Source organism: Mesorhizobium sp., from assembly GCF_017306585.1.
Classification (GTDB): domain Bacteria; phylum Pseudomonadota; class Alphaproteobacteria; order Rhizobiales; family Rhizobiaceae; genus Mesorhizobium.
In genome coordinates, this window is the sequence record NZ_JAFKIC010000141.1 from 20,952 (window position 1) to 41,898 (window position 20,947).

The 20,947-nt window shown below is 64.3% G+C and carries 16 protein-coding genes and 1 pseudogene; 10 read left to right on the top strand and 7 right to left on the bottom strand.

Annotated elements, in window-relative coordinates:
• Positions 1 to 24: 24 nt before the first annotated feature.
• The 3 genes from J0I79_RS14990 to J0I79_RS15000 form a co-directional block, all read right to left on the bottom strand.
• Positions 25 to 1,194 carry a glycosyltransferase family 2 protein gene (locus tag J0I79_RS14990; RefSeq protein WP_292859870.1) on the bottom strand — a complete coding sequence of 390 codons (1,170 nt, stop codon included), beginning with the start codon at positions 1,192 to 1,194 and terminating at the stop codon, positions 25 to 27.
• 54 nt (positions 1,195 to 1,248) lie between these two features.
• On the bottom strand, positions 1,249 to 2,601 hold the full coding sequence (locus tag J0I79_RS14995) for a glycosyltransferase family 39 protein (RefSeq protein ID WP_292859873.1): 1,353 nt from the start codon (positions 2,599 to 2,601) through the stop codon (positions 1,249 to 1,251).
• A gap of 456 nt (positions 2,602 to 3,057) precedes the next feature.
• On the bottom strand, positions 3,058 to 4,131 hold the full coding sequence (locus J0I79_RS15000; protein ID WP_292859876.1) for a helix-turn-helix domain-containing protein: 1,074 nt from the start codon (positions 4,129 to 4,131) through the stop codon (positions 3,058 to 3,060).
• 245 nt (positions 4,132 to 4,376) lie between these two features.
• On the opposite strand from J0I79_RS15000, the pseudogene J0I79_RS35125 reads away from it, so the two are divergent.
• Both J0I79_RS35125 and J0I79_RS15005 read left to right on the top strand, forming a co-directional pair.
• Positions 4,377 to 5,108: pseudogene (locus J0I79_RS35125) on the top strand (Ig domain-containing protein); the annotation flags it as partial.
• Between the two features lie 12 nt (positions 5,109 to 5,120).
• On the top strand, positions 5,121 to 8,666 hold the full coding sequence (locus tag J0I79_RS15005) for a putative Ig domain-containing protein (RefSeq protein ID WP_292859879.1): 3,546 nt from the start codon (positions 5,121 to 5,123) through the stop codon (positions 8,664 to 8,666).
• A gap of 45 nt (positions 8,667 to 8,711) precedes the next feature.
• On the opposite strand, the gene gshB is transcribed toward J0I79_RS15005, so the two are convergent.
• The 3 genes from gshB to J0I79_RS15020 all read right to left on the bottom strand — a co-directional run bounded on the left by gshB (position 8,712) and on the right by J0I79_RS15020 (position 11,242).
• Positions 8,712 to 9,653 carry a glutathione synthase gene (gene gshB, locus J0I79_RS15010; RefSeq protein ID WP_292859882.1) on the bottom strand — a complete coding sequence of 314 codons (942 nt, stop codon included), beginning with the start codon at positions 9,651 to 9,653 and terminating at the stop codon, positions 8,712 to 8,714.
• A 209-nt stretch (positions 9,654 to 9,862) separates the two neighbouring features.
• Positions 9,863 to 10,237 (bottom strand): GtrA family protein, encoded by a 375-nt coding sequence (locus J0I79_RS15015; protein WP_292859885.1) that lies wholly within the window; start codon positions 10,235 to 10,237, stop codon positions 9,863 to 9,865.
• 3 nt (positions 10,238 to 10,240) lie between these two features.
• Positions 10,241 to 11,242 carry a glycosyltransferase gene (locus J0I79_RS15020; RefSeq protein WP_292859888.1) on the bottom strand — a complete coding sequence of 334 codons (1,002 nt, stop codon included), beginning with the start codon at positions 11,240 to 11,242 and terminating at the stop codon, positions 10,241 to 10,243.
• A gap of 170 nt (positions 11,243 to 11,412) precedes the next feature.
• Between J0I79_RS15020 and J0I79_RS15025 the strand changes: the two genes are divergently transcribed.
• The 8 genes from J0I79_RS15025 (at position 11,413) to J0I79_RS15060 (ending at position 20,747) form a co-directional block, all read left to right on the top strand.
• Positions 11,413 to 13,206, top strand: coding sequence for a GtrA family protein (locus J0I79_RS15025; protein WP_292859891.1), 1,794 nt, complete (start codon positions 11,413 to 11,415; stop codon positions 13,204 to 13,206).
• Positions 13,207 to 13,412: 206 nt separating this feature from the next.
• Entirely contained in the window at positions 13,413 to 14,762 is a 1,350-nt protein-coding gene (locus tag J0I79_RS15030) for an EAL domain-containing protein (protein ID WP_292859894.1), read from the top strand.
• Positions 14,763 to 14,917: 155 nt separating this feature from the next.
• Positions 14,918 to 15,685: an SDR family oxidoreductase gene (locus J0I79_RS15035; protein ID WP_292859897.1), complete on the top strand. Its 768-nt coding sequence runs from the start codon at positions 14,918 to 14,920 to the stop codon at positions 15,683 to 15,685.
• Positions 15,682 to 16,641, top strand: coding sequence for a 2-dehydro-3-deoxygalactonokinase (locus tag J0I79_RS15040; protein WP_292859900.1), 960 nt, complete (start codon positions 15,682 to 15,684; stop codon positions 16,639 to 16,641). Before J0I79_RS15035 ends, J0I79_RS15040 begins: the two co-directional genes overlap by 4 nt.
• On the top strand, positions 16,638 to 17,276 hold the full coding sequence (locus tag J0I79_RS15045) for a 2-dehydro-3-deoxy-6-phosphogalactonate aldolase (RefSeq protein WP_292859903.1): 639 nt from the start codon (positions 16,638 to 16,640) through the stop codon (positions 17,274 to 17,276). Before J0I79_RS15040 ends, J0I79_RS15045 begins: the two co-directional genes overlap by 4 nt.
• Positions 17,276 to 18,157 (top strand): SMP-30/gluconolactonase/LRE family protein, encoded by an 882-nt coding sequence (locus J0I79_RS15050; RefSeq protein ID WP_292859906.1) that lies wholly within the window; start codon positions 17,276 to 17,278, stop codon positions 18,155 to 18,157. The genes J0I79_RS15045 and J0I79_RS15050 overlap by 1 nt, the downstream gene beginning before the upstream one ends.
• Before the next feature lie 124 nt (positions 18,158 to 18,281).
• A complete protein-coding gene (locus J0I79_RS15055) occupies positions 18,282 to 19,334 on the top strand; it encodes a D-alanine:D-lactate ligase-like protein (protein WP_292859909.1) in 1,053 nt (350 codons plus the stop codon).
• 150 nt (positions 19,335 to 19,484) lie between these two features.
• The gene (locus J0I79_RS15060; protein ID WP_292859912.1) at positions 19,485 to 20,747 is read left to right on the top strand and encodes a low temperature requirement protein A; all 1,263 of its coding nucleotides are present in this window, start codon (positions 19,485 to 19,487) and stop codon (positions 20,745 to 20,747) included.
• Between the two features lie 21 nt (positions 20,748 to 20,768).
• On the opposite strand, the gene J0I79_RS15065 is transcribed toward J0I79_RS15060, so the two are convergent.
• Positions 20,769 to 20,947, bottom strand: a 179-nt coding sequence (locus tag J0I79_RS15065; protein ID WP_292859915.1) for a DUF1330 domain-containing protein, incomplete at its 5' end; no start/stop codon positions are given.

Below are 20,947 nucleotides of genomic sequence, written 5' to 3' on the forward strand. Positions count from 1 at the left end.
GCGGCGGCAGCTGTCATTGCCGGTCTACACGCCGGAAGCGTTCACGGGATCGCTCGAACGCTTTCTTACCCGCCAGGTGAAGACCGATGTGGCCGCGTAGTTCCAGACGGCGCCAAGCAGAATGCCGGCCAGACCTGCCGACCACCATCTATAGTGGCTGTTCGCGAACAGGTAGTTCGCAATGCCCACGTTTGCGAAAGCGCCCACGGAGCACACGAGCATGAAACTGAACAAGCCGTAAATCACCTCCCTGACGCCCCGGAGGCGGCGGTCGCGATAGGTCAACGTGTTGTTTACGAAGAAGTTGAACACCATCGCGGTGAATGTCGCGAGGCCTTGAGCGGCGAAAAAATCGGCAAGGCCGGTGGCGAGAAGCACCGACAACACGGCCATATGAACGAGGACGCCAAGACCGCCTATCAGGGAAAAAGATATGAAGCGCGCCGGAATGACGTGACCGACCAGCTTGTCGGCCAGCAGCATCAGGTATTCCCAGGTAACCAACGCATCCAGTTTGCTCTCGCCGGCCTGCCTTGTCCGGAACTGGTAGGCGACTTCCCGGATTCTCAACGGAGATTTCGCCGAAGCGCAGATATCCAGCAGGATCTTGTAGCCTTGGCCGGACAGATCCCTGACCGAATTGTCGAAAGCCGGCCTGGTGATGGCGAAGAAGCCGCTCATCGGGTCGCTGAGATCGTTTTTGGTCACCACCTTGGCCAGCCACGTCGCGAAGGCGCTGATTTGTGCGCGGCGTTTGTCCCAGGAACCCAGCCCGCCCCCTTCGACGTATCTTGAACCAACCACCAGGTCGGCGGTATTGGCTTCGAGGAAGGAAAGCATTTCCGGTATGATGCTCTCGTCATGTTGGAGATCGGCATCTATGACGACCATGAAGGGAGCGGTCGTGCTGAGCATGCCTTCCGTGACGGCGGTAGAGAGCCCGCGCCGGCCGATGCGATGAATGAGCCGGATCCCCGGGACGGTTGCCGCCAATTTCGCTATTTCGGCTCTTGTTCCGTCAAGGGAATCGTCATCGACAAAAACGATCTCGTGGTCTGTGCCTTCGAGCGCGATCCCGACTGCCGCCGCGATCCTGGAAACATTCGCAACTTCATTGAACGTCGGAATGATCACGGAAACCAGGGGGGCAAAATGCGACGTCGCATTTTGACTGTCTCTGACGTCGATATTCAAAAGGCTCCCCCGGTCATCTGGGTCTGCTACCGCAACGATACCATGAAATAAAACTCACCAGTGCAGAAGGGGGTCCGCTTTCACGACCGTCAATTTTCCATCGTCGATCAGCTTGGTGACGGCGTCAGGCGGAAGATGGCCGGTCAGAACCTGCTGTTGGACGTAGAAGGGGTCGATGACGAAGGGCTTTCCCGAACGGTAGCTGGCGAGCGTACAGAAGCAGGTCGCGTCCCCGGGCGTGTTCTTGAGGCGGGCGACCGTCGCGGACATGGCGGCTTCGCGCGCGGCGATCTCCGCGTGGAAGCTCGGGTCCACCAGCAATCGCACCGGTTCAACGCGCGCGGACGCCACCAGGCGCAGACAAATGGCGAGCAGAAGGACAAATCGCAGCGCCTGCGGCGACCAGCGCCGGGCGAGCGGCAGAACCGGCGCGTTGGCGAAGGCAAGGCCGGTGGCGACGGACACCCCGAAGACCAGTTCGAATTGCGCGTTGTAGGCTACGCCATCGCCGGTTTTCTGGACGAAGAACATCACGAGGCCAAGGATGTTCAAGAGATTGCAGAACCGGATATTGGGATCGGCACTGCGCGTGATGCCGACGTAAGCCCACGCGACCAGGCCGACGGCGATCCATTGCAGATGCCCGATGGCGCCGAAGGCGTGCTTTAACGCATAGGCGCGCGGCGACCTCAAATTGGTGAAGAAGTCGGGGCCGAAGGCAAGGTAACAAACGAAAAATCCAAGCGCGATGGCGAGCGCCGCCAGAAGCGCCGACTTTACCATCTGCCGCGGCCGGTTCATGCCCAGCCAGATCATCGCCGTCAGCGGCATGACGACGATGTTGTGCTTGATGAACCCCGCACCCACCATCAGCAGGATGGACAAGGCATAGCCGCGATCCCGCGACCTGGCCCGCAGGAAGGCAACCAGGCCAACCGTCATGACCGCTTGCGCCAGCAAATGCGGGTCGTCCATCCCGACATAGCCGGTAAAAAAACGGCACATGGTGGCGCCAAAAAACAGCGCGCCGATCCAGGCGGAGGTGGTGTCGCCACCGAGCAGGCGGACCGCGCGGAAAACGCCCCAGGCGATCACCAGGACCGCCGCGAGCGACAGCAACCGCCCGGCCAGAACGGCGTCACCGATCAATCGCCCCAGACCGCCGACGATATAAAAGGAAAGCGGCGGATAATTATTGGCGATCAGCTGACCGGCGGCGGGATAGAGCGGCATCCGACCCATCGCCGCGTCGGCATAGTAGGCGTTCCACCCCTCGTTGGTATCGATCTCGATGTTTAGAAAAGCCCGATAGATCGGCCACAAGGCCGCGAGCGCGGTCAGCAGGGCGAGGCAGCCGATCATGACCGACACGCGGCGGGTCGAGGAAGTCTCGCCGACCTGGCTCATCGTTGCATTCATCTGGTGCCAGGTCCGGATCGGATTTGCGGATGGAGCGGGCGGTCCCGCCGCCGCCTTTTTTGGAGACAGGGTCGCCTGTGTTGGACAGCGGAGCCACGGGATAATCGAACCCCCACTTTCATCTCTCTAACTTCAAAAATCGCTTTTCCGCAATGCTATTACTTGGCGATGCATCTATTTCTTTCCGGCAGGTCGTAGCTGCTTTCATTGGGCGGGCCGATCGGCGCCATGTTGGCCCGCCGCATCAAGCCTTGCGATCGGCCGGGCGGCCTTTTCGTGAAGGCGCTCGCAGCTCTTGGTCAAATCAAGAACAATGAAAGAACAGAAAAGCGTGCCGGTTGCAGGGAGGTTGTACTCGATTGAAAAAGCGGAACATGGTTAATACAAAATGAAAACGACCTGCCTGTGCTTGGCCTCGGAAGCCGCGTTTCTCCGGGGACAGCTCTATGCCGGCGCGGATATCGCGCTCGATCGCCGTTCGATCGGTTTGAGATATTGCAGGAGATCGCGGGACGCCAGCAATTCCATGTCTTCCATCTTTGATTGCGAGGCGAGACTCCTGACATCTTTCGGCGACAGGCCGAAAAGTTTCTTGAAGGCGCGCGTGAAGGCCGACGGGTGGCTGAACCCGAGATCGAAGGCGAGTTGCGAAATACGCACTTCAGGCTCCGTCGTGTCCGCCATGCGGCGAAAGGCAAATCTGAGCCGCCGTTCGTTGATATAGGCGCTGACTCCCCCGAGCGGCTCGAACATCCGGTAGAGCGTCGAGCGGGTAATGCCGAACTCGTCGATCAGCGTGTGAAGCGTCAGCTCGGAACCGGAAAGCCGCTGTTCGATGGCGGCCCTGATCGCGGCCAGGGAAATCGTCCTGCGGCCGGGTCTGGCCTCATTCTGCTGGCTCGACAAGGGTTCGAGACACGCCGTCGCGAGTTGGATGATGGTGTCGGCAACAGCCCCGGCCTCGGAAACCGGAAGGTCCGGCCCAACCGCGATGACGTTTTCCATCACGCCGCGCAGAATGGTTGTCAGGGGTCCTTGCCGGCGCACGAAACCGTGAGCGTCGTCGAGGAACGGTACCATGGGCTCGAGCCTGCGGCGTGACACCGCCAGGCTTACATTCTCGACGACCGGCGCTTCGATCGCCATTTCCTGCGAAAGGTCGAGAAACGCGAAATCCCCGGCCTCGATGCGCCTGGTCTTGCCGGCGATCGTCAGGTCGAAATGGCCGCGCGTGTAGCAGACGACCAGGATCTGATCCATGCCGTGACGCGCCATGGTCCTGATCGTGCGGGTGAACCGGCCCGCGCCGCTCTTCACCCGCGAAACTGTTACCTGGGGCAGGGGATAGATTTCGGATGTCGCGAAGAACGGAACACCGTCCATGAGAGACGGCACGTCGAAATCGAAGGCCGGCGAAACGATCCTCGAATAGGACAGGACACTTTGGGGGTCATCTTCGGGAAACACCCCGCGATAGCAATCTATGAAGGCCGGCTGTGTGTCGTTCTGCGAATTCATCAATGGTCTCTGGCAAATCGTCGCGTGACGGAGACAATGTCATACGATCCGTACCGCCAGCAAAGCCGCGCTTTACCGATCGTCCCATTTTTTTAACCCGGCGTCCCAACCGGCCACATCAGGCTTGAACGCGCCTCGCGCCCGTCGGAACAGTCCCCGGCGTGGGCGAGGGGTGCATGCGGACATGGTTTTCCGCCACCGCTCATATATGGGCGGGGGCTGCCGGGACCATGGGAAATCAGTTTATGCGTTGGGCCGTTCTGGCCCGCATTCTGGTTGTTGCGGGTATCTTTGTTTGCGGTGCGGTCGGGTGGGCGGCGCCAGCTTACACGGCACCATCGCCACCTGTTTCATCGGCGCAATTCACTCCGGCTACTGGAATAGCGGGTCAAACGGTTGTTCTGACAATCGGGTTTACAAATCCCAACGCCACACCCCTGACGAATGTCAGCACCTCAGCCTGGTTGACCAACGGCGCCTACTTCAGTTCGGTGGACAGCAATACTTGCGGCGCCACCACGTCTCTTGCTTTGAATTCAAGGGCTGAGATTTCCGGTGGGTCATTGGCCGGTCTTGCGAACTGCAGCATAAAACTGATTGTTCAATTGCCAAATAGCCCGGGATTCTTTTCTGTACGCAATCAAGACGGGGGAGTTTCCTCAAACGAATCCGGAAGCACCCGAGACGGCACCTTCTATATCGGCCTGACCAGCTACGCAGTGCTGACGACCAGCCAGGCTATTCCTTCGATCACCGCTTACCAATCCACGTCTATCGGTACGGGCCTGACGCCTGTCACCGCGAGCGGCGGCAACGGGCCCTCTTTTGCGATATCGCCAAGCCTTCCGACAGGTCTTTCGTTCAATGCCGCAAACGGCGAAATCACCGGAACGCCGACTGTTACCTCGACCGCGAAGACATACACTGTCACCGCCACCGATCAGTCCAGTCCGGCGCAAACGTCGTCAAAAACCTTCCAATTGCAGGTGTTGGCCGTTTCTCCGCCCAATTCCGCACTGTCATATGTCTATGCGGGAACGCCGATCGCCGGCCAGGTGGTGAAGGGGCAACTGGTACTGACAAATCCCAATCCGGTGGGGCTGACGGGCATTACCGTCCGTGTTCATAACAGCAACGGCGCCAGGTATCCCTCACCGGCAAATCTGGTCAACGGCTGCGGCGGCAGTGTAGATGTCGGCAATGGACCCAATGGCCTTGTTCTCTCAGGCGCAACCCTGCCTGGCCTTGGCAGCTGCACCCTTACAGTCGACATTCTGCTTCCATCGTCCGCGGGCAATACTTCCATCGACACCACGCTCGATGCCGCCACGGCCACCGAATCTGGCAGCGCCTTTGGAAGCAAGGGCTACTCGGTCCTCACGTTTTATAATCTGCTGACGACCACTCGGGCCGTCAACTCTTTGAACGTCTATCAAGGCGTGACGGTCAGTTCCGTCACACCTGTCATGGCGTCCGGTGGCGCACCGGCAATCACCCTCGGCATATCGCCGACTTTGCCTGCAGGCCTGCAATTCAACACCTCGACAGGCGCGATCACCGGCACCGCCTCCGCAACGTCGCCGACAACAACCTACACCGTCACGGCAACCGATGAGGCCAATCCGCCGCAGACGTCCTCCAGGACATTCGATCTGACGGTCACAAGCCCGGTGGTGGCCACGCAAACCGTGCCGACGCTGACCCTGACCAGCGGGCGGGCGGCCACGTCTGTCACACCGGTGACAGGCAGCGGCGGTATCGCCGCGCTGGCTTACAGCGTAAACCCGTCCCTGCCCGCCGGCCTGTCTCTCGATCCATCGACCGGCGCCATCACTGGTACGCCAAGCGTCGCATCCGCCGCCACGACCTATACTGTCTTGGTAACCGACGCCGGCGGCGCCACGGCATCCAACACATTCTCGCTCACCATCAACAGCGCGGTCACGGCCACGCAGGCTATAGCGACGGCGATACTCACCCAGAATCACGCGGCCACGTCGTTCACTCCCGTTACCGGCGGCGGTGGCACCAGCCCGCTATCCTATTCCGTATCGCCGGCGCTCCCGGCAGGATTGAGCTTCGACACCGCGAACGGGCAGGTCACCGGTACGCCAAGCGGCTCAGCGGCCGCCACGACCTATACGGTGACGGTGAGCGACGCCAACGGCGCCTCGGCATCCAATACGTTCTCGCTCGCCGTCAACGGCGCGGTGACCGCCACGCAGGCGGTCGCCACGACGAACCTCACGCAGAATCACCCGGCCGCGTCGTTCATCCCCGTGACCGGCAGTGGTGGAGCCGGCGCGCTATCCTATGCCGTATCGCCGGCGTTGCCGGCAGGATTGAGCTTCGACATCGCGAACGGGCAGGTCACCGGCACGCCAGGCGGCGCAGTGGCCGCCACGACCTACACGGTGACGGTAACCGACGCCAATGGCGCCACGGCATCCAATACGTTCTCGCTTGCCGTCAACGGCGCCGTCACCGCCACGCAGGCGATAGCGACGACGATCCTCACCCAGAGCCACGCGGGCGCGTCGTTCACCCCCGTGACCGGCGCTGGCGGAACCAGCCCGCTGTCCTATGCCTTGTCACCCGCGCTGCCGGCGGGATTGAGCTTCGACACCGCGACCGGAGCCGTCACCGGCACGCCAACCGTCGCATCGGGCGCCACGACCTACACGGTGACAGTGACCGACGCCAACAACGCCTCGGCATCCAATACCTTCTCGCTTGCCGTCGGCAGCGCCGTCACGGCGACACAGGCGGTGGCTTCCAAGGCGCTCATCGTCACCTCGCCGGTGACCCCGTTTACGCCCGTCACCGGCGGCGGTGGAACCGCGCCCTTGTCCTATGCCGTCTCGCCGGCCTTGCCGGCGGGCCTCGACTTCGGCACGGCCGACGGGAAGGTAAGCGGCACGCCGACGACCGTCAGCGCGACGGCCAGTTATGTGGTGACGGTGACGGACGCCAATGGCGCGACGGCGACCGGCAGCTTCAGCCTCAAGATCGACAGCATCGGGCAGACCATCACCTTCACCTCGACACCGCCCAGCCCCGTCCATGTCCATTCGCCCGACTATCTGGTCTCGGCCACCGGTGGCGGGTCCGGCGAGCCCGTCCTGTTCTCGATCGACGCATCGAGCGGCGCGGGCGTCTGCAGCATCTCGGGCAACACGGTATCGTTCCTCTCGCAGGCCGGCACCTGCATCGTGAACGCCAATCAGGCCGGCGATGTTCACTACGCGGCGGCCCCGCAGGCCCAGCAGACGATCGCGGTCGCCACCACGGATATCGGCGCGGTGACCGAGGCCATAGGTGGCTTCATCTCCGACCGTGCCAACCAGATCGTCAGCAACCAGCCTGACTACAGCAGCCATGGCATGGGCCGTCTGAACGAGGCCGCGGGCCAGGGCGGCGGCGCTGGTTCTTCCGATCCCACGAACCAACAGGCAGCGGGGCTGAAATCCGGCCTGCCGCCAGCGGCTTTCGGATCGCGTGCGGGAGCAGTCAGTCCACTCCTCCCAACCGCCGCACTGGCTTATCAAGATACCGCCGGCCGCCAGGATCCCTATGGCCTGCAGGCGATGCTGCTGGGCGCCGTGCAGAATGCCGGTCAGTCCGGATCCATGGACCGGCTGAGCTATTCCGGCGCCTTCGATGCCACCGTGAATGCCCATGACGGCTTCGCCGCTTTCTTCCATGGCTCGCTCTCGCAGTTCACGAAGTGGCAGGAAGCCGCACTTGGCCTCAACGGCTCGCAGGGCGGCTCACATTCCTACTCGCCCTTCGACCTGTGGGTGGAAGGTACCTATGCCGGTTACAATGGCGAACGCAGCGGCCGGTTCGGCCTGTTCACCGCGGGTGCGGATTATGTGATCAATCCCGGTTTGCTGGTTGGTGCGTTCAGCCAGGTCGACACGATGAAGCAGACATCCGGTACGGCCGTCTCCGGCACCGGATGGATGGCCGGGCCTTATGCCACGGTGCGTCTGACCGACCGGCTGTTCTGGACATCGCGGGCCGGGTGGGGCCGCTCCAGCAACAGCCTTTCGGACTCCGGCGACTTCACGTCCACGCGCTGGCTGGCCTCCACGGAAATCTCGGGCAAATGGAATTTGGGGCAGGGGGTAACCTTCACCCCGAATCTGGGCTTCACCTATTTCCAGGATAAGACCGACGCCTACAAGGACACTTTCGAAGTCACCATTCCGGGCGTGAAGACCGAGCTGGGCCAGCTTAAATTCTCTCCCGAACTGTCCTATGGCTTTGCGACCGACGGCGGACTGTGGGTCGAGCCGTCCTTCGCGCCGGAACTGATCTGGAACTTCGCCTCCACCAATGCGGATGGCTTCGATGCCCTGTCCGACACCGCGACCGGCCCGACAGGCTTGCGCGGTCGCATCAAGGCCGGCCTCAATTTCCGCACCGCGCGGGGCGTGTCCTTCTCGGCCACCGGTTCCTATGACGGCATCGGATCGTCCGGCTATTCCGCCATAGCGGGCCAGGCGCGGATCAACGTGCCGCTGAACTGAAGAGGCGGACGATGCGCGGTTGAAAAAGCGGATTTGTAGCTCGAACTACTTCCGCTTCCCCTCCACCGCGTCCCAGAACAGGGCGGCGATGTCGGCGCCGCCGAAGCGCTTGACCTCGCGCACGCCGGTCGGCGAGGTCACGTTGATCTCGGTCATGTAGTCGCCGATGACGTCGATGCCGACCAGGATGAAGCCGCGCTCCTTCAGGGAAGGTCCGATGCGGGCGCAGATCTCGCGCTCGCGGTCGGTCAGCTCGGTTTTCTCGGCGCGGCCGCCGACATGCATGTTGGAACGGGAATCGTGGTCCGCCGGCACCCGGTTGATGGCGCCCACCGGCTCGCCGTCGATGAGGATGATGCGCTTGTCGCCCTTGCGCACGTCCTTCAGGTAGCGCTGCACGATATAGGGCTCGCGCGACAGCTGGCCGAACATTTCGAGCAGCGAGGCGAGGTTGCGGTCGTCCTCCTTGAGGTGGAAGATGCCGGCGCCGCCATTGCCGTAGAGCGGCTTGACGATGATGTCGCCGAACTCCTTGCGGAAGGCGGCCACTTCCGATGGGTCCTTGGTGATCAGCGTTTCCGGCATCAGGTCCGGAAACTCGGTGACGAAGATCTTTTCCGGGCTGTTGCGCACCCAGGCAGGGTCGTTGACCACCAGCGTCTTGGGGTGGATGCGTTCCAGGATGTGCGTGGTGGTGATGTAGTTCATGTCGAAGGGCGGATCCTGGCGCAGCAGGATGACGTCCATTTCCGACAGGTCGGTGCGCACCTTCTCTCCGAGCGAGTAGTGGTTGCCCTTTTCGTCGCGCACCTGCATCTCCTCGATGCGGGCGAAAACCTTGCCGTCGCGCAGCGACAGCCGGTCGGGTGTGTAGTGATAGAGCTTGTGGCCGCGCCGCTGCGCTTCCAGCGACAATGCGAACGAGGTGTCGCCGGCGATCGACACGGTGGAGACATGGTCCATCTGGACGGCGATTTTCAACTTCATGGCGGGTCCCCGGCGCGATTGGAGCGACGTGCATCCCCTTGAATGCACAAAGTACGCTCCAACACTTTAAGTCGAACAGCGATATAAGGGTCGCGGCGGCTTCTGCCAATCGGCCCGGTGTTCTAAAGCGTGTCCTGCGACACGCTTTAGGTCTTTGGCTTCATGCATGCCGTCGTCCCAAAACCGGGCCCACTTTTGGGCGGCATGCATTAACGGTCGAAGACCAGCCTGGAATAGCCGAGGAAGGACAGCGCCATGGCGACCAGCGAGGCGGCGGCGAGCGCGGCCAGTGGCGGGATCGCCGGCAGCGCCACCAGCAGGGCCGAATAGACGAAATAGTTGACGATGCTGGTGGCAATGCCTATGCCGCCATAGCGGGCGCCTTCCCGCGCCATGCCGCGCGCCGACGGCGCGAATGTCAAATGCCGGTTGAGCTGCCAGGTGACGCAGAGCGCGAAGCCGATCGACAGGATACGGGCAACGAACGGTCCGAGCGGGGTGACGGCCAGCAGCAGCCAGAGCGCTGCCGCGTCGGCGACGAAACCGATGCCGCCGGCGAACACGAACCGGAGGAGGCGCTGCATCGCTCAGGCCGCGCGCGGGGCCTTGCCCGGCTCGGCCTTGCGCACCAGCTCGCTGGCCTGCCGCTCGGCGCGCCCGGAAGGCATGGACAGATAGAAGATACGCTTCTGCTCGGCGCGGCCGCGTGAAACGGAATCAAGAATCAGTCCCGTCACCGCGGCCAGCATGGAGAGCAGCAGCAGCCCGACCGACAGCACCCAGGTCGGCATGCGCGGCACGAGGCCCGTCTCGGCGAATTCGAGCAGCACCGGCGCCATGAGGAACAGGCTCGCGCCCAGGAAGAACAGCGAGAACGCGCCGAAGAAGCGCAGCGGCTGCGTCTCCTTCATCAGCATGGCGAACATCCACAGGATCCTGGCTCCGTCGCGAAAGGTCGACAGTTTCGACGACGAGCCTTCGGGCCGGCGGCCATAGTCGAGCGCGATTTCGCTGACCGGCAGTTTGAGCTGCGAGGCATGCACCGACATTTCGGTCTCGATCTCGAATCCACCGGACACGGCGGGGAAACTCTTCACGAAGCGCCTGGTGAAGGCGCGGTAGCCCGAGAAGATGTCGGTGAAGTCGCTGCCGAACAGGGACTTGTAGAGGCCGTTGAAGATCCGGTTGCCGAAGGCATGGCCGGCCCTGCCGGCATCGTCGGTGACGCCGCGCCTGGTGCCGACCACCATGTCGCAGCGCTCGGTCAGGAGCGTGTTGATCAGCTGCGGCGCATCTTCCGGCGCATAGGTGCCGTCGCCGTCGGCCATCAGGTAGATGTCGGCGTCGATGTCGGCGAACATGCGCCGCACCACATTGCCCTTGCCCTGGCGCGGCTCGCGAACCACGATCGCACCCGCCGCGCGGGCCCGTAGCGCCGTCAGGTCGCGCGAATTGTTGTCGTAGACATAGATGGTCGCGGCCGGCAGCGTTTCGCGGAACCGGCGCACCACTTCGGCAATGGTCAGTTCCTCATTGTAGCAGGGCAGGAGCACGGCGATGGCGGGCTCACGGCTGATGTCTTGCGGCATTTTCGTCTCCGACTGCCTGCCAGCCACGCGGCCGCGTGCCGAAAACCGGCTCCTTTCAGGCGGTTTTACTATTTATTGAAGCCGTTAAGGCTAGGTTTAAGGCCGACTTCATGAGTGTCGACCGGCCCTGAAAAGGGCGCGGCGCTTCCGCCAGGGCGATCAGGATGGGCATGGCAAGGGACGGAGCTTCCACCTGGAGGTCCGATATCGCGTTCGCGCTGCTGGCCGCCTTGCTGCTGCTGGCGCTCAATGCCCATGCGGGTTTCCCGCAACTGGCCAATCCGGCGGGTGACAATGACAGCCTGCTGCAACTGGTCGAAGCGCGCGACCTGCTGGCCGGTCAGGGCTGGTTCGACCTGCACCAGTACAGGATGGGGCCGGAAGGCGGCTTCGTCATGCATTGGTCGCGCCTGCTCGACGCGCCGCTGGCGCTGGGCATGCTCGGCGCGTCCGCGCTGACGCGCAGCACGGCAATGGCCGAAAGAATCGTCCAGATCGTCTGGCCCACCCTGCAGTTCTGGCTTGCGCTGTTTTTCATCCTGCGCGCCGCGCGCGCCTTTGCCGGCGAGCGCGCGGTGCTGCCGGCCGCCGTCGTCGGCGGCGCGGCCATGTATTACATCGGCATTTTCTCGCCCGGCGCGCTCGATCATCACAACATCCAGCTTATGCTGACGCTGGCGAGCCTCGCTCTGCTGCTCGAAGCGCCCGCGCGACGTCGTGCCGCCTTCGTCGCGGGCATCTGTGCCGTGCTGACATTGGCCATCGGCATGGAAAGCGCTCCCTATGCCGCAACGCTGGGCGCGGTCGTCGCCCTCTTGTTTCTCGGCGGCGGCGGGAGCGAAAGGCCTGTTGCCAGGGATTTCGGCCTCGGCGTCGCCGGCGCCTCCGCTGCCGTCTTTGTCGCCACGGTTCCGGCCTCTGCATGGATGCAGGCCCAGTGCGACACCTTCTCGATCGCGCAATTCGTGCTCGCCATGTTTGCCGGCATCGGGCTTGCGGGTATCGCCTCGCTGAAGACGGCCAACGCAACGATGGTCCGCCGCCTGGTCTCGCTCGGCCTGCTTGCCGTCGCTCTGGTCGCGGTCTTGACCGTCCTGTTCCCACAATGCCTGGCGGCGCCCTACGCCAATCTCGACCCGCGCCTCCAGCGCATGTGGCTCGGTCATATCGAGGAAGCGCAATCGATCTTCCGCCTGATCCTGGACGACCCCGCCAGGGCGGTGGCACGGTTTGCCACGCCGTTGCTGGCGATCATCCTGATGGCGCTTCGCCTGCGCGCCGGCGGCTGGCGGCGGCAGGACAGCCTGGTCGGCGCTCTGCTGGTGGTGGCGTTTCTGGTCAGCGCCTGGGAAGTGCGCGGCTCGACCTTCTCCATCGTCTTCGCGGTGATCCCGCTTTCGGCATGGATCGCCAAATGGCGGCAACGGGCGGAGAGCAGCCCGTCCGGCGCCACCATGCTCAGGATGGCGGCGGCCTGGCTGATTTCGGTGAACGCCATCTGGTCGGGCGCCGCCGAGGCCGCGTCGAATGCCTTCGACGCCGGCGTACCCGTCGGGAATGCCGGCATCGATGCGCCCTGCAACAGCAAGGCGTCGTTTTCCGCGCTTGGCGCGATGGCCCCCACCACGGTCCTTGCCATCTCCAATCTGGGGTCGCCGATCCTCGCCTTCACCGGCCATCGCGTGCTTGCCGGGCCCTATCACCGCAACGTCGCGGGAAACCTGCTGGTGTTCGATGCCTTGCTGGGTTCGGCCGCCGACGCCAAGGCCGTCGTCGAAAGCCACCATGTCGGGCTGGTCGCGCTCTGCGCCGGCAATCCGGAAAGCCGGCTGCTCGCGGCCAGCGCGCCGGACGGTTTCCTGGCCGGCCTGATGCAGGGCCACGTGCCGGACTGGCTGGAGCCGGTCGCCGCGACCCGTGGCGCGCCACTCGAACTCTATCGCGTCCGCTCAACCGGCGGCTGATCGACGCGGGAATACAGGCTTGATGCAGGTTTTGCGGGCTTCTCGCAGATATCAGGCCCTTTGCTGGAGCATAGTTCCCGAGCCAAGCCGGGTTGCATTTGCGCAATTGTATCCGGCTTCGGAAAATCGATTTCCGAGATACGTTTCCTAAAGGGTTTGCTGCCAGTCTCGAAAATAAATTCCGACGTCAGGAAACAGGGACACCGATGCAAACTCCGTTTGGCACCGGTCAGGCAAATAGGGAAAGCACGGATCTGGCCTTCACCGATCCGTTGACCGGGCTTGGCAACCATCGCCGCTTTTTCGACAAGGTCGATCGCCTGATCAGCGACCGTGCCGACGATCCCGCGCCCTTCACCGTCGGCATTCTCGATCTCGATGGCTTCAAGCCGATCAACGACCTGTTCGGCCACAAGGCCGGCGACGATATCCTTATCCAGGTCGCCATGCGGCTGCGCGCCTCGATGGACGGCCATTCGACCGTCTGCCGCATCGGCGCCGACGAATTCGCTTTCCTCTACCCGCTGGTGTTTTCGGAGGAAGCGGCGGCCGAGAAATCGCGCATGCTGATCGAGATCCTGTCGGCGCCCTACGATGTCGGCGAACGCACCGCCAGGCTTTCGGCCTCGGTCGGCTGCTCGCTGTTCTATTCCGGCGACGAGACCACCGAGATCCTCATCAATAAGGCCGAGACGGCGCTTTACCACGCCAAGCGCTCCGGCCGCGGCCGGGTCGTCGTCTATACCAGGGAGATGGAAGAAGCGGCCAAACGCGTCACCCGCATCGAGCAGGCGCTGCGCCGCGCCGTCTCCGCCGGCGAGGTGGAGCCGCATTTCCAGCCGATCGTCGACCTCAACACGCGCCGCACCATCGGCTTCGAGACGCTGGCGCGCTGGACCGACCGCGATCTCGGCGCCGTCCCGCCAACCGTCTTCATTCCGATCGCCGAGGAACGCGGCATCATCGGCCCGCTGTCGCAACTGGTGTTGCGCAAGGCGACCGAGGCGGCCAAGAGCTGGCCGGCGGATCTGTTCCTGTCCTTCAACCTGTCGCCCTCGCAGCTCGTCGACCAGAACACCGGCCTGCATATATTGGCGATCCTCGACCGCACCGGCTTCGATCCGCGCCGGCTGGAGATCGAGATCACCGAGACCGGCCTGATGAACGACCCGGCCTCGGCCGCGCAGATCGTTGAGGATTTGCGCCGCGTCGGCATCCGCGTCTCGCTCGACGATTTCGGCACCGGCCAGTCCTCGCTTGGCCGCCTGCGCGAATTTCATTTCGACAAGCTCAAGATCGACCGCGCCTTCGTCTCCTCCATTCTCGACGACCGGCCTTCCGAGCACATCATCCGCGCCATCCTCGCAATGTGCGAGGGGCTCGGCATGGACGTGGTCGCCGAGGGCATCGAAGAGGAAGCGCAGGCCGATCGCCTTGTCCAGTTCGGCTGCGCCGGCGGGCAGGGCTACCTGTTCGGCAAGCCGGCCGACGCCGACGCCACGCTCGGCTATCTCCGCGATTCCTTCCGTGGCGCCCTGCGCGCCAAGGCGATCTGAGCCGGCGATTCCACGCTCCAGCCGGAGCCCGCCCCCGCCTTTGGCGGAAAATCCGGGCTTTTGTCTGACATAAGCCCGGAAATCCGTCTTTTCGCCCTTGCCCGCGAAGCGTCTCTGGCTAGGATGCGCGCCGGTCATCCCGGGAGACGAAAATCATGATGCCATCGGCGCGTTTTGCCGACCTCGAAGGCGCCTCGGTGCTGATCACCGGCGGTGGCTCCGGCATCGGCGCGGCGCTGACCGAGGGCTTCCTTCGCCAGGGCGCCAAGGTCGCCTTCATCGACATCGCAGAAAAGCCCAGCATCGAGCTTGCCGACCGCCTCGAGAAGGAACTCGGCCGCCGGCCGCTCTATCTCAAGACCGACCTGCGCGACATCGAGGCGCTGCGGGCGTCCGCCGCGAAGGCGGCCGAGGCGCATGGGGACGTCACCGTGCTCATCAACAACGCCGCCTGGGACGAGCGCCACGAGGTCGCCGACGTCACCGTCGATTTCTGGGAAAACAACCTTGCCATCAACCTGCGGCCGCATTTCTTCACCGCGCAGGCGGTGGCGCCGGGCATGAAGCGGGCCGGCGGCGGCTCGATCATCAATTTCACCTCGACCTCCTACCTGATCAACCATCCCGACATGCCGGCCTACACCGCCGCCAAGGCGGGCATCCTCGGCCTCACCAAGGGGCTGGCCGGCAAGCTTGGCGCCGACCGCATCCGCGTCAATGCCGTGGCGCCGGGCTGGGTCATCACAGAACGGCAGCAGGAACGCTGGGTGACCGAAGGTGCGCTTGCCGCCCATGTCGCCAAGCAGTGCATCAAGGAGGTCATGCGCGCAGACGACATGGTCGGCACAGTGCTGTTCCTGGCCTCGGGCGCCTCGCGCATGCTGACGGCGCAGATGCTTATCGTCGATGGAGGCTTCCTGTGAGCCCGGGATTGGCCGGCAGCGTACCCGCGGTCGCGGCGCTCGACTGGGGCACGACCCGTCTGCGGGCCTGGCTGATCGACGCCGCCGGCAAGGTGCTGGCCGAGCGTCGCGGCGACGACGGCCTGATCACCGCGCGCGAAAAAGGCTTTTCGAACGTGCTGGAAGGCCACTTGGCGGCCATGGGCGCGCCTGACGCGCTGCCCGTCATCATCTGCGGCATGGCCGGCTCGCGGCAGGGCTGGATCGAGGCGCCCTACGTGACCGTGCCGTCGCCGATCGGCGCCATCCTGCGCGGCGCTGCCCGCATCGAAGGCGAGCGCCGTGACATTCGCATCGTGCCGGGCCTCGCCCAGCGTCTGGCCGACGCGCCTGACGTGATGCGCGGCGAGGAAACACAGCTCGCGGGTTCCGGGTTGCCGGCAAAGGGGCGGCATCTCGCCTGCATGCCGGGCACGCACTCGAAATGGGTCGTGGTCGAGGATGGCGCGGTCGCGGGCTTCGGCACATGGCCGACCGGCGAACTGTTTTCCGTGCTGGCAGCGCACTCGATCCTCAAGCATTCGCTGGGCGAGCATCCCGCGCCGGTGACGGCGGACAGTCCGTTCTTCCGGCAATGGTGCGAACGGGCGCTGGGCGAGGGCGGCGACGTCACCTCGAAGCTGTTTGCCATCCGCGCCGCCGGGCTCCTGCACGATCTGAAATCGGAGGATGCGGCGGCCTGCCTGTCCGGGCTTCTGATCGGCGGCGAGATCGCTTCGGCCAGGCGCCGTTATGGCGCCGGGAATGCGCCGGTCGTGCTGATCGCGTCGGGCGCGCTCGCCTCGCTCTATGCGGCCGCGCTCGGCCTTGCGGGGCTTTCCTTGCGCACCGTCGGCGCGGATGAAGCGGTGCAGGCCGGCCTTTTCGAGGCCGCGCGCGAAAACGGCATGATCGCCAGAACCGGAGCAGCTCCATGAGCCAGACGGCCCCTTTCCCCGAGCTCAAGCGCGGCCTGGTCGCCATCCTGCGCGGGCTGAAGCCGTCGGAGGCGATCGCCATGGGCCAGGCAGTCTTCGATGCCGGCATCGAGGCGATCGAGGTTCCGCTCAATTCGCCCGAACCGTTTTCGTCGATCGCCAGCATCGTCGACGCGCTGCCGAAGACGGCCCTGGTTGGCGCCGGAACGGTGCTGACCGCAGCTGACGTCGATAGTCTTCACCAAGCCGGCGGCCGGCTGCTGGTCAGCCCCAACATCGATGCCGAGGTGATGGCGCGCGCCATGCACCATGGCATGGTGACGATGCCCGGCGTGTTCACGCCCACCGAAGCCTTCCAGGCGATCCGGCTCGGCGCCTCGGCGCTGAAATTCTTCCCCGCCAACGTGCTCGGCGCCTCGGGCATATCGGCCATCCGCGCGGTGCTGCCGGCGCAGACGCTGGTCGGCGCGGTCGGCGGCGTCTCGGAAAAGGATTTCGCCGGCTACAAGGCGGTTGGCGTGACGGTCTTCGGACTTGGCTCCAGCCTGTTCAAGCCTGGCATGAGCGTGGATGACGTTGCAGCACGCGCGCACGCAGCCGTTGCCGCCTGGGACGCGGCATTCGGAGAAGCATGATGAGCGAAGCCATCGTTTCGGTTTTTTCCGACCACGTCTGCCAGCTCGGCGAAGGGCCGAGCTACGACCCCGCCACCGACGCTTTGTTCTGGTTCGACATAGTCAACGGCCAGCTCCTTGAAAAGCAGCTCTCAGGTGGCGCCACCAAGGTCCACGATCTCGGCCAGATGGCCAGCGCCATCGCCATCATCGACGACAAGCGCCAGTTGATCGCAACGGAGACCGGCCTGCATGTGCGCGATGTCGCCACCGGCAAGCTGACGCTGAATACGCCGATCGAAGCCGACAATCCGGTCACCCGTTCCAATGATGCGCGCGTCCATCCCTGCGGCGCCTTCTGGGTCGGCACGATGGGCAAGGGCGAGGAAAAGGGCGCCGGTTCGATCTACTGGTTTTTCAAGGGCGAGCTGCGCCGCCTGTTTTCCGACATCACCGTCACCAACTCGATCTGCTTTTCATCAGATGGCGCGATCGCCTACTACACCGACACCTCGACCGGGCTCCTGATGCGCGTCGCCTGCGACCCGGCGACCGGCCTGCCCTTTGGCGAGCCGAAAGTCTTCGTCGATCATCGCGCGGCCAAGGGCTATGTCGACGGCTCGGTGCTCGACCGCGACGGCATCCTGTGGAACGCCGTCTGGGGCGGTAGCGTCATCGAGGCCTATGGCCCCGATGGCAAACTCGTGCGCACCGTCGCCATGCCGGTGACGCAGCCCTCCTGCCCGGCCTTTGTCGGCAAAAACGCTGACCGGCTGGCGGTCACCTCGGCCTGGTCGGGCAAGAACGAGAAACAGCGACTGCTCGACCTGCAGGGCGGCATGACGTTCCTGCTCGACATTCCCGTCAACGGCCGCCTCGAGCCGCGCGTGCTGATCGCCTGAATCCGCCAGTCGACCCGCATGCCTCGCTGTTACGCAGGCGTCCACGACGGGTCGGTTTCGCGCAAGCTGTTTGCGCAGGCCGTGCGATGGTGGCCCATCGCATCGCCAGCAATCCGGATCTATCATGCAGAAGCCCAGCCTTGTCCTTGTCTATGAGCCGGAAAAGGCTTGCTTCGACCGTCTGATCGCAGATGGTTACGGCCCGCAGCGCGCCACCGAGATTTCCTCCTACCTGGCGCAGTCGACCGATCTGGCTCCCGAGTTCGGCGTGCTTGCCGCGGCCTGTGAGGCGCGGGGCCTCTCCTTTGCTCCCGTGGAACTCGACGATGCGGCCAGGGCGCTTGGCGGGGCGGATCCCAGGAATACGCTGGTGTGGACGCTCTCCGACGGTATCGCCTATTTCCGGGGCGGCGCCGCGCCCGCCTTGGCACGCCTTGGCGGGTTCAGGACGATCGGCGCCGACGATTCCCTGTTCGCGCTCTGCCAGGACAAGTTCCGCTCCGGCGCCGTGCTTGGCGCGCTCGGCCTGCCGGTGCCGCAAGCCGGTCTTGCCCGCGACGGGAAGTGGCTGGTCGAGCCGCCGGCCTCGGCCAAGGGCTGGTTCGTGAAACCCAACCGGCTCGGCGCCAAGATCGGCATCTGGCCGGATTCGCGCTGCGATGATCTCGGCCACGCACTGGAGCTCAGCCGACGCGTTTTCGAAGCCTACCGCGACGACGTGGTCGTGCAACCCTATGTCGCCGGCCGCAACGTGCGCGCCAGCTTCCTCGGGCTGACGCCGCAAGTCGGTGTCGAGGCGCTCGGCGTCGCCTTTGTCGATTCAGGCGCCGATTTCCAGACCATGGCGGACAGCATGGCGCTTTACGGCGAAACCGGCGAGGCGGCGAAGGCGGCCGGCCAATATGTCGAGCCGGAACTCGTCGCCGTCGCCGACGTCCAGCCAGGAGCCGACGCCAGGATCCGCGCCATCGCCTCGCGGCTGATGAACGGGCTTGGCCTGCGCGACGTCTTTTCGGTCGACCTGCGCGTCGAGGCCGACGACACGGTTCATCTGATCGAATTCGAAGTCTGCCCCGGCCTGCCCTGCTTCGATTTCCGCGCCTATTGCCGGTCGCAATGGAATCTGAGCCTTGCCGAAGCGATGGCCGAAACGGCGGCGAGTCGCTTCGGCAACTGAAGCCTTCGCGTTGTCGGCCGCGCACCCGTTGCCCGCAGCGATGCGCGCGGCCCTAACTGCTTGTTTTCACGCGCTTCCCCGGGAAAACCGTTTCACACCTTCGCTACGATTGCTTTACTGTCGGCCAAAGACCCCAGCGAAGGCCGCTTGATGACCACAACCTCTGTCATTCCCGAAACCCTTCACCACCACATCAGGCGCATGGCCGGGCGTGATCCGCATGAGGTGCATCGCGTCGCCACACCGCTCGAACTGCTGTTCGACCTGACCTTCGTCACCGCGTTCAGCTTCGCCTCCTCGCAACTGGCCCACGCGCTGGCCGAGGGGCACCACACAGCCGCATTGCTGGGCTTTGCCTTCGCCAGTTTCGCCATCTGCTGGGCCTGGATCAATTTTTCCTGGTTCTCCTCCGCCTATGACACCGACGACTGGATGTTCCGCCTCATCACCATGGTGCAGATGATCGGCGTGCTGGTGCTGGCCATCGGCCTGCCGCGCATGTTCGCGTCCATCGAGCACGGCGAACACCTCGACAATTCGGTGATGGTGTTCGGCTACGTCATCATGCGCGTCGCCATGATCTTCCAGTGGCTGCGCGCGGCACGGCAGGATCCCGCACGGCGCGGCATCTGCCTCACTTATGTCATCGCCATTGCCATCGCCCAGATCGGCTGGGTGGTGCAGATCCTGGTCGATTTTTCGGTCGCCACCAGCATCGTGCTCGCCGTCATCCTGCTTCTGGTGGAGCTTGCAGGCCCGGTGATCGCCGAGCGCAGGCATGGCGGCACGCCCTGGCATGCCCACCACATGGCCGAGCGCTACAGCCTGTTCGCCATCATTGCGCTCGGCGAAGGCGTCGTCGGCACGCTGGCGAGCCTGTCGGCGGTGGTCGAGGAACAGGGTTGGTCGCTCGATGCCGCGCTGGTCTGCATCGCCGGCACCGGCCTCACCTTCGGCATGTGGTGGGTCTATTACATGCTGCCCTCGGCGCCGGTGCTGCACGCGCACCGCAACCGGGCCTTCGTCTGGGGCTACGGCCAGATGCTGATTGTCGCTTCAATCGTGGCGACCGGCGCCGGCCTGCATGTCGCGGCATATTTCATCGAACACAAGGCCCATATCGGCCCGCTCGCGACGCTGCTGGCCACCGCTATTCCCGCCGCCGTTTTCCTGGCGGGGGTCTATGCGCTCTACACCTATCTCGTCCGGCGTTTCGACCCGTTCCACATCTGGCTGCTGGTCGCGACGGCGGCGGTGGTCGCGCTCGCCATACTGGCCGCGCTTGCCGGTGTCGACATGGCTGTCTGCCTCGTCATCCTGATGCTGGCGCCGGCCGTTACCGTCGTCGGTTACGAAACGCTCGGGCACCGCCACCAGGCGCAAGCGCTGGCCAGTGACGAACATCCGGCGTGACCTCGCCTTCCCCCGCCAGGCCTAAATGCCCTCCACCAGCACGATCTCGCCATCGGCGACCTTCTGGCGGATCGCCACCGCGCGCTGATATTCCGGCGAATGGTAGCAGTCATGCGCGGCGGCCAGCGAGGGAAACTCGATGATGACGTTGCGGGCGCGGCCGGGTCCCTCGGCCTTTTCATGCTCGCCGCCGCGGGCCA

Bases quoted from the DNA above. Each gene is read 5' to 3' on its own strand.
- J0I79_RS14995 (WP_292859873.1), bottom strand. From the start codon at position 2,601: ATGAGCCAGGTCGGCGAGACTTCCTCGACCCGCCGCGTGTCGGTCATG.
- J0I79_RS15000 (WP_292859876.1), bottom strand. From the start codon at position 4,131: ATGAATTCGCAGAACGACACACAGCCGGCCTTCATAGATTGCTATCGC.
- gshB (WP_292859882.1), bottom strand. From the start codon at position 9,653: ATGAAGTTGAAAATCGCCGTCCAGATGGACCATGTCTCCACCGTGTCG.
- J0I79_RS15015 (WP_292859885.1), bottom strand. From the start codon at position 10,237: ATGCAGCGCCTCCTCCGGTTCGTGTTCGCCGGCGGCATCGGTTTCGTC.
- J0I79_RS15020 (WP_292859888.1), bottom strand. From the start codon at position 11,242: ATGCCGCAAGACATCAGCCGTGAGCCCGCCATCGCCGTGCTCCTGCCC.
- J0I79_RS15025 (WP_292859891.1), top strand. From the start codon at position 11,413: ATGGCAAGGGACGGAGCTTCCACCTGGAGGTCCGATATCGCGTTCGCG.
- J0I79_RS15030 (WP_292859894.1), top strand. From the start codon at position 13,413: ATGCAAACTCCGTTTGGCACCGGTCAGGCAAATAGGGAAAGCACGGAT.
- J0I79_RS15035 (WP_292859897.1), top strand. From the start codon at position 14,918: ATGATGCCATCGGCGCGTTTTGCCGACCTCGAAGGCGCCTCGGTGCTG.
- J0I79_RS15045 (WP_292859903.1), top strand. From the start codon at position 16,638: ATGAGCCAGACGGCCCCTTTCCCCGAGCTCAAGCGCGGCCTGGTCGCC.
- J0I79_RS15050 (WP_292859906.1), top strand. From the start codon at position 17,276: ATGAGCGAAGCCATCGTTTCGGTTTTTTCCGACCACGTCTGCCAGCTC.
- J0I79_RS15055 (WP_292859909.1), top strand. From the start codon at position 18,282: ATGCAGAAGCCCAGCCTTGTCCTTGTCTATGAGCCGGAAAAGGCTTGC.
- J0I79_RS15060 (WP_292859912.1), top strand. From the start codon at position 19,485: ATGACCACAACCTCTGTCATTCCCGAAACCCTTCACCACCACATCAGG.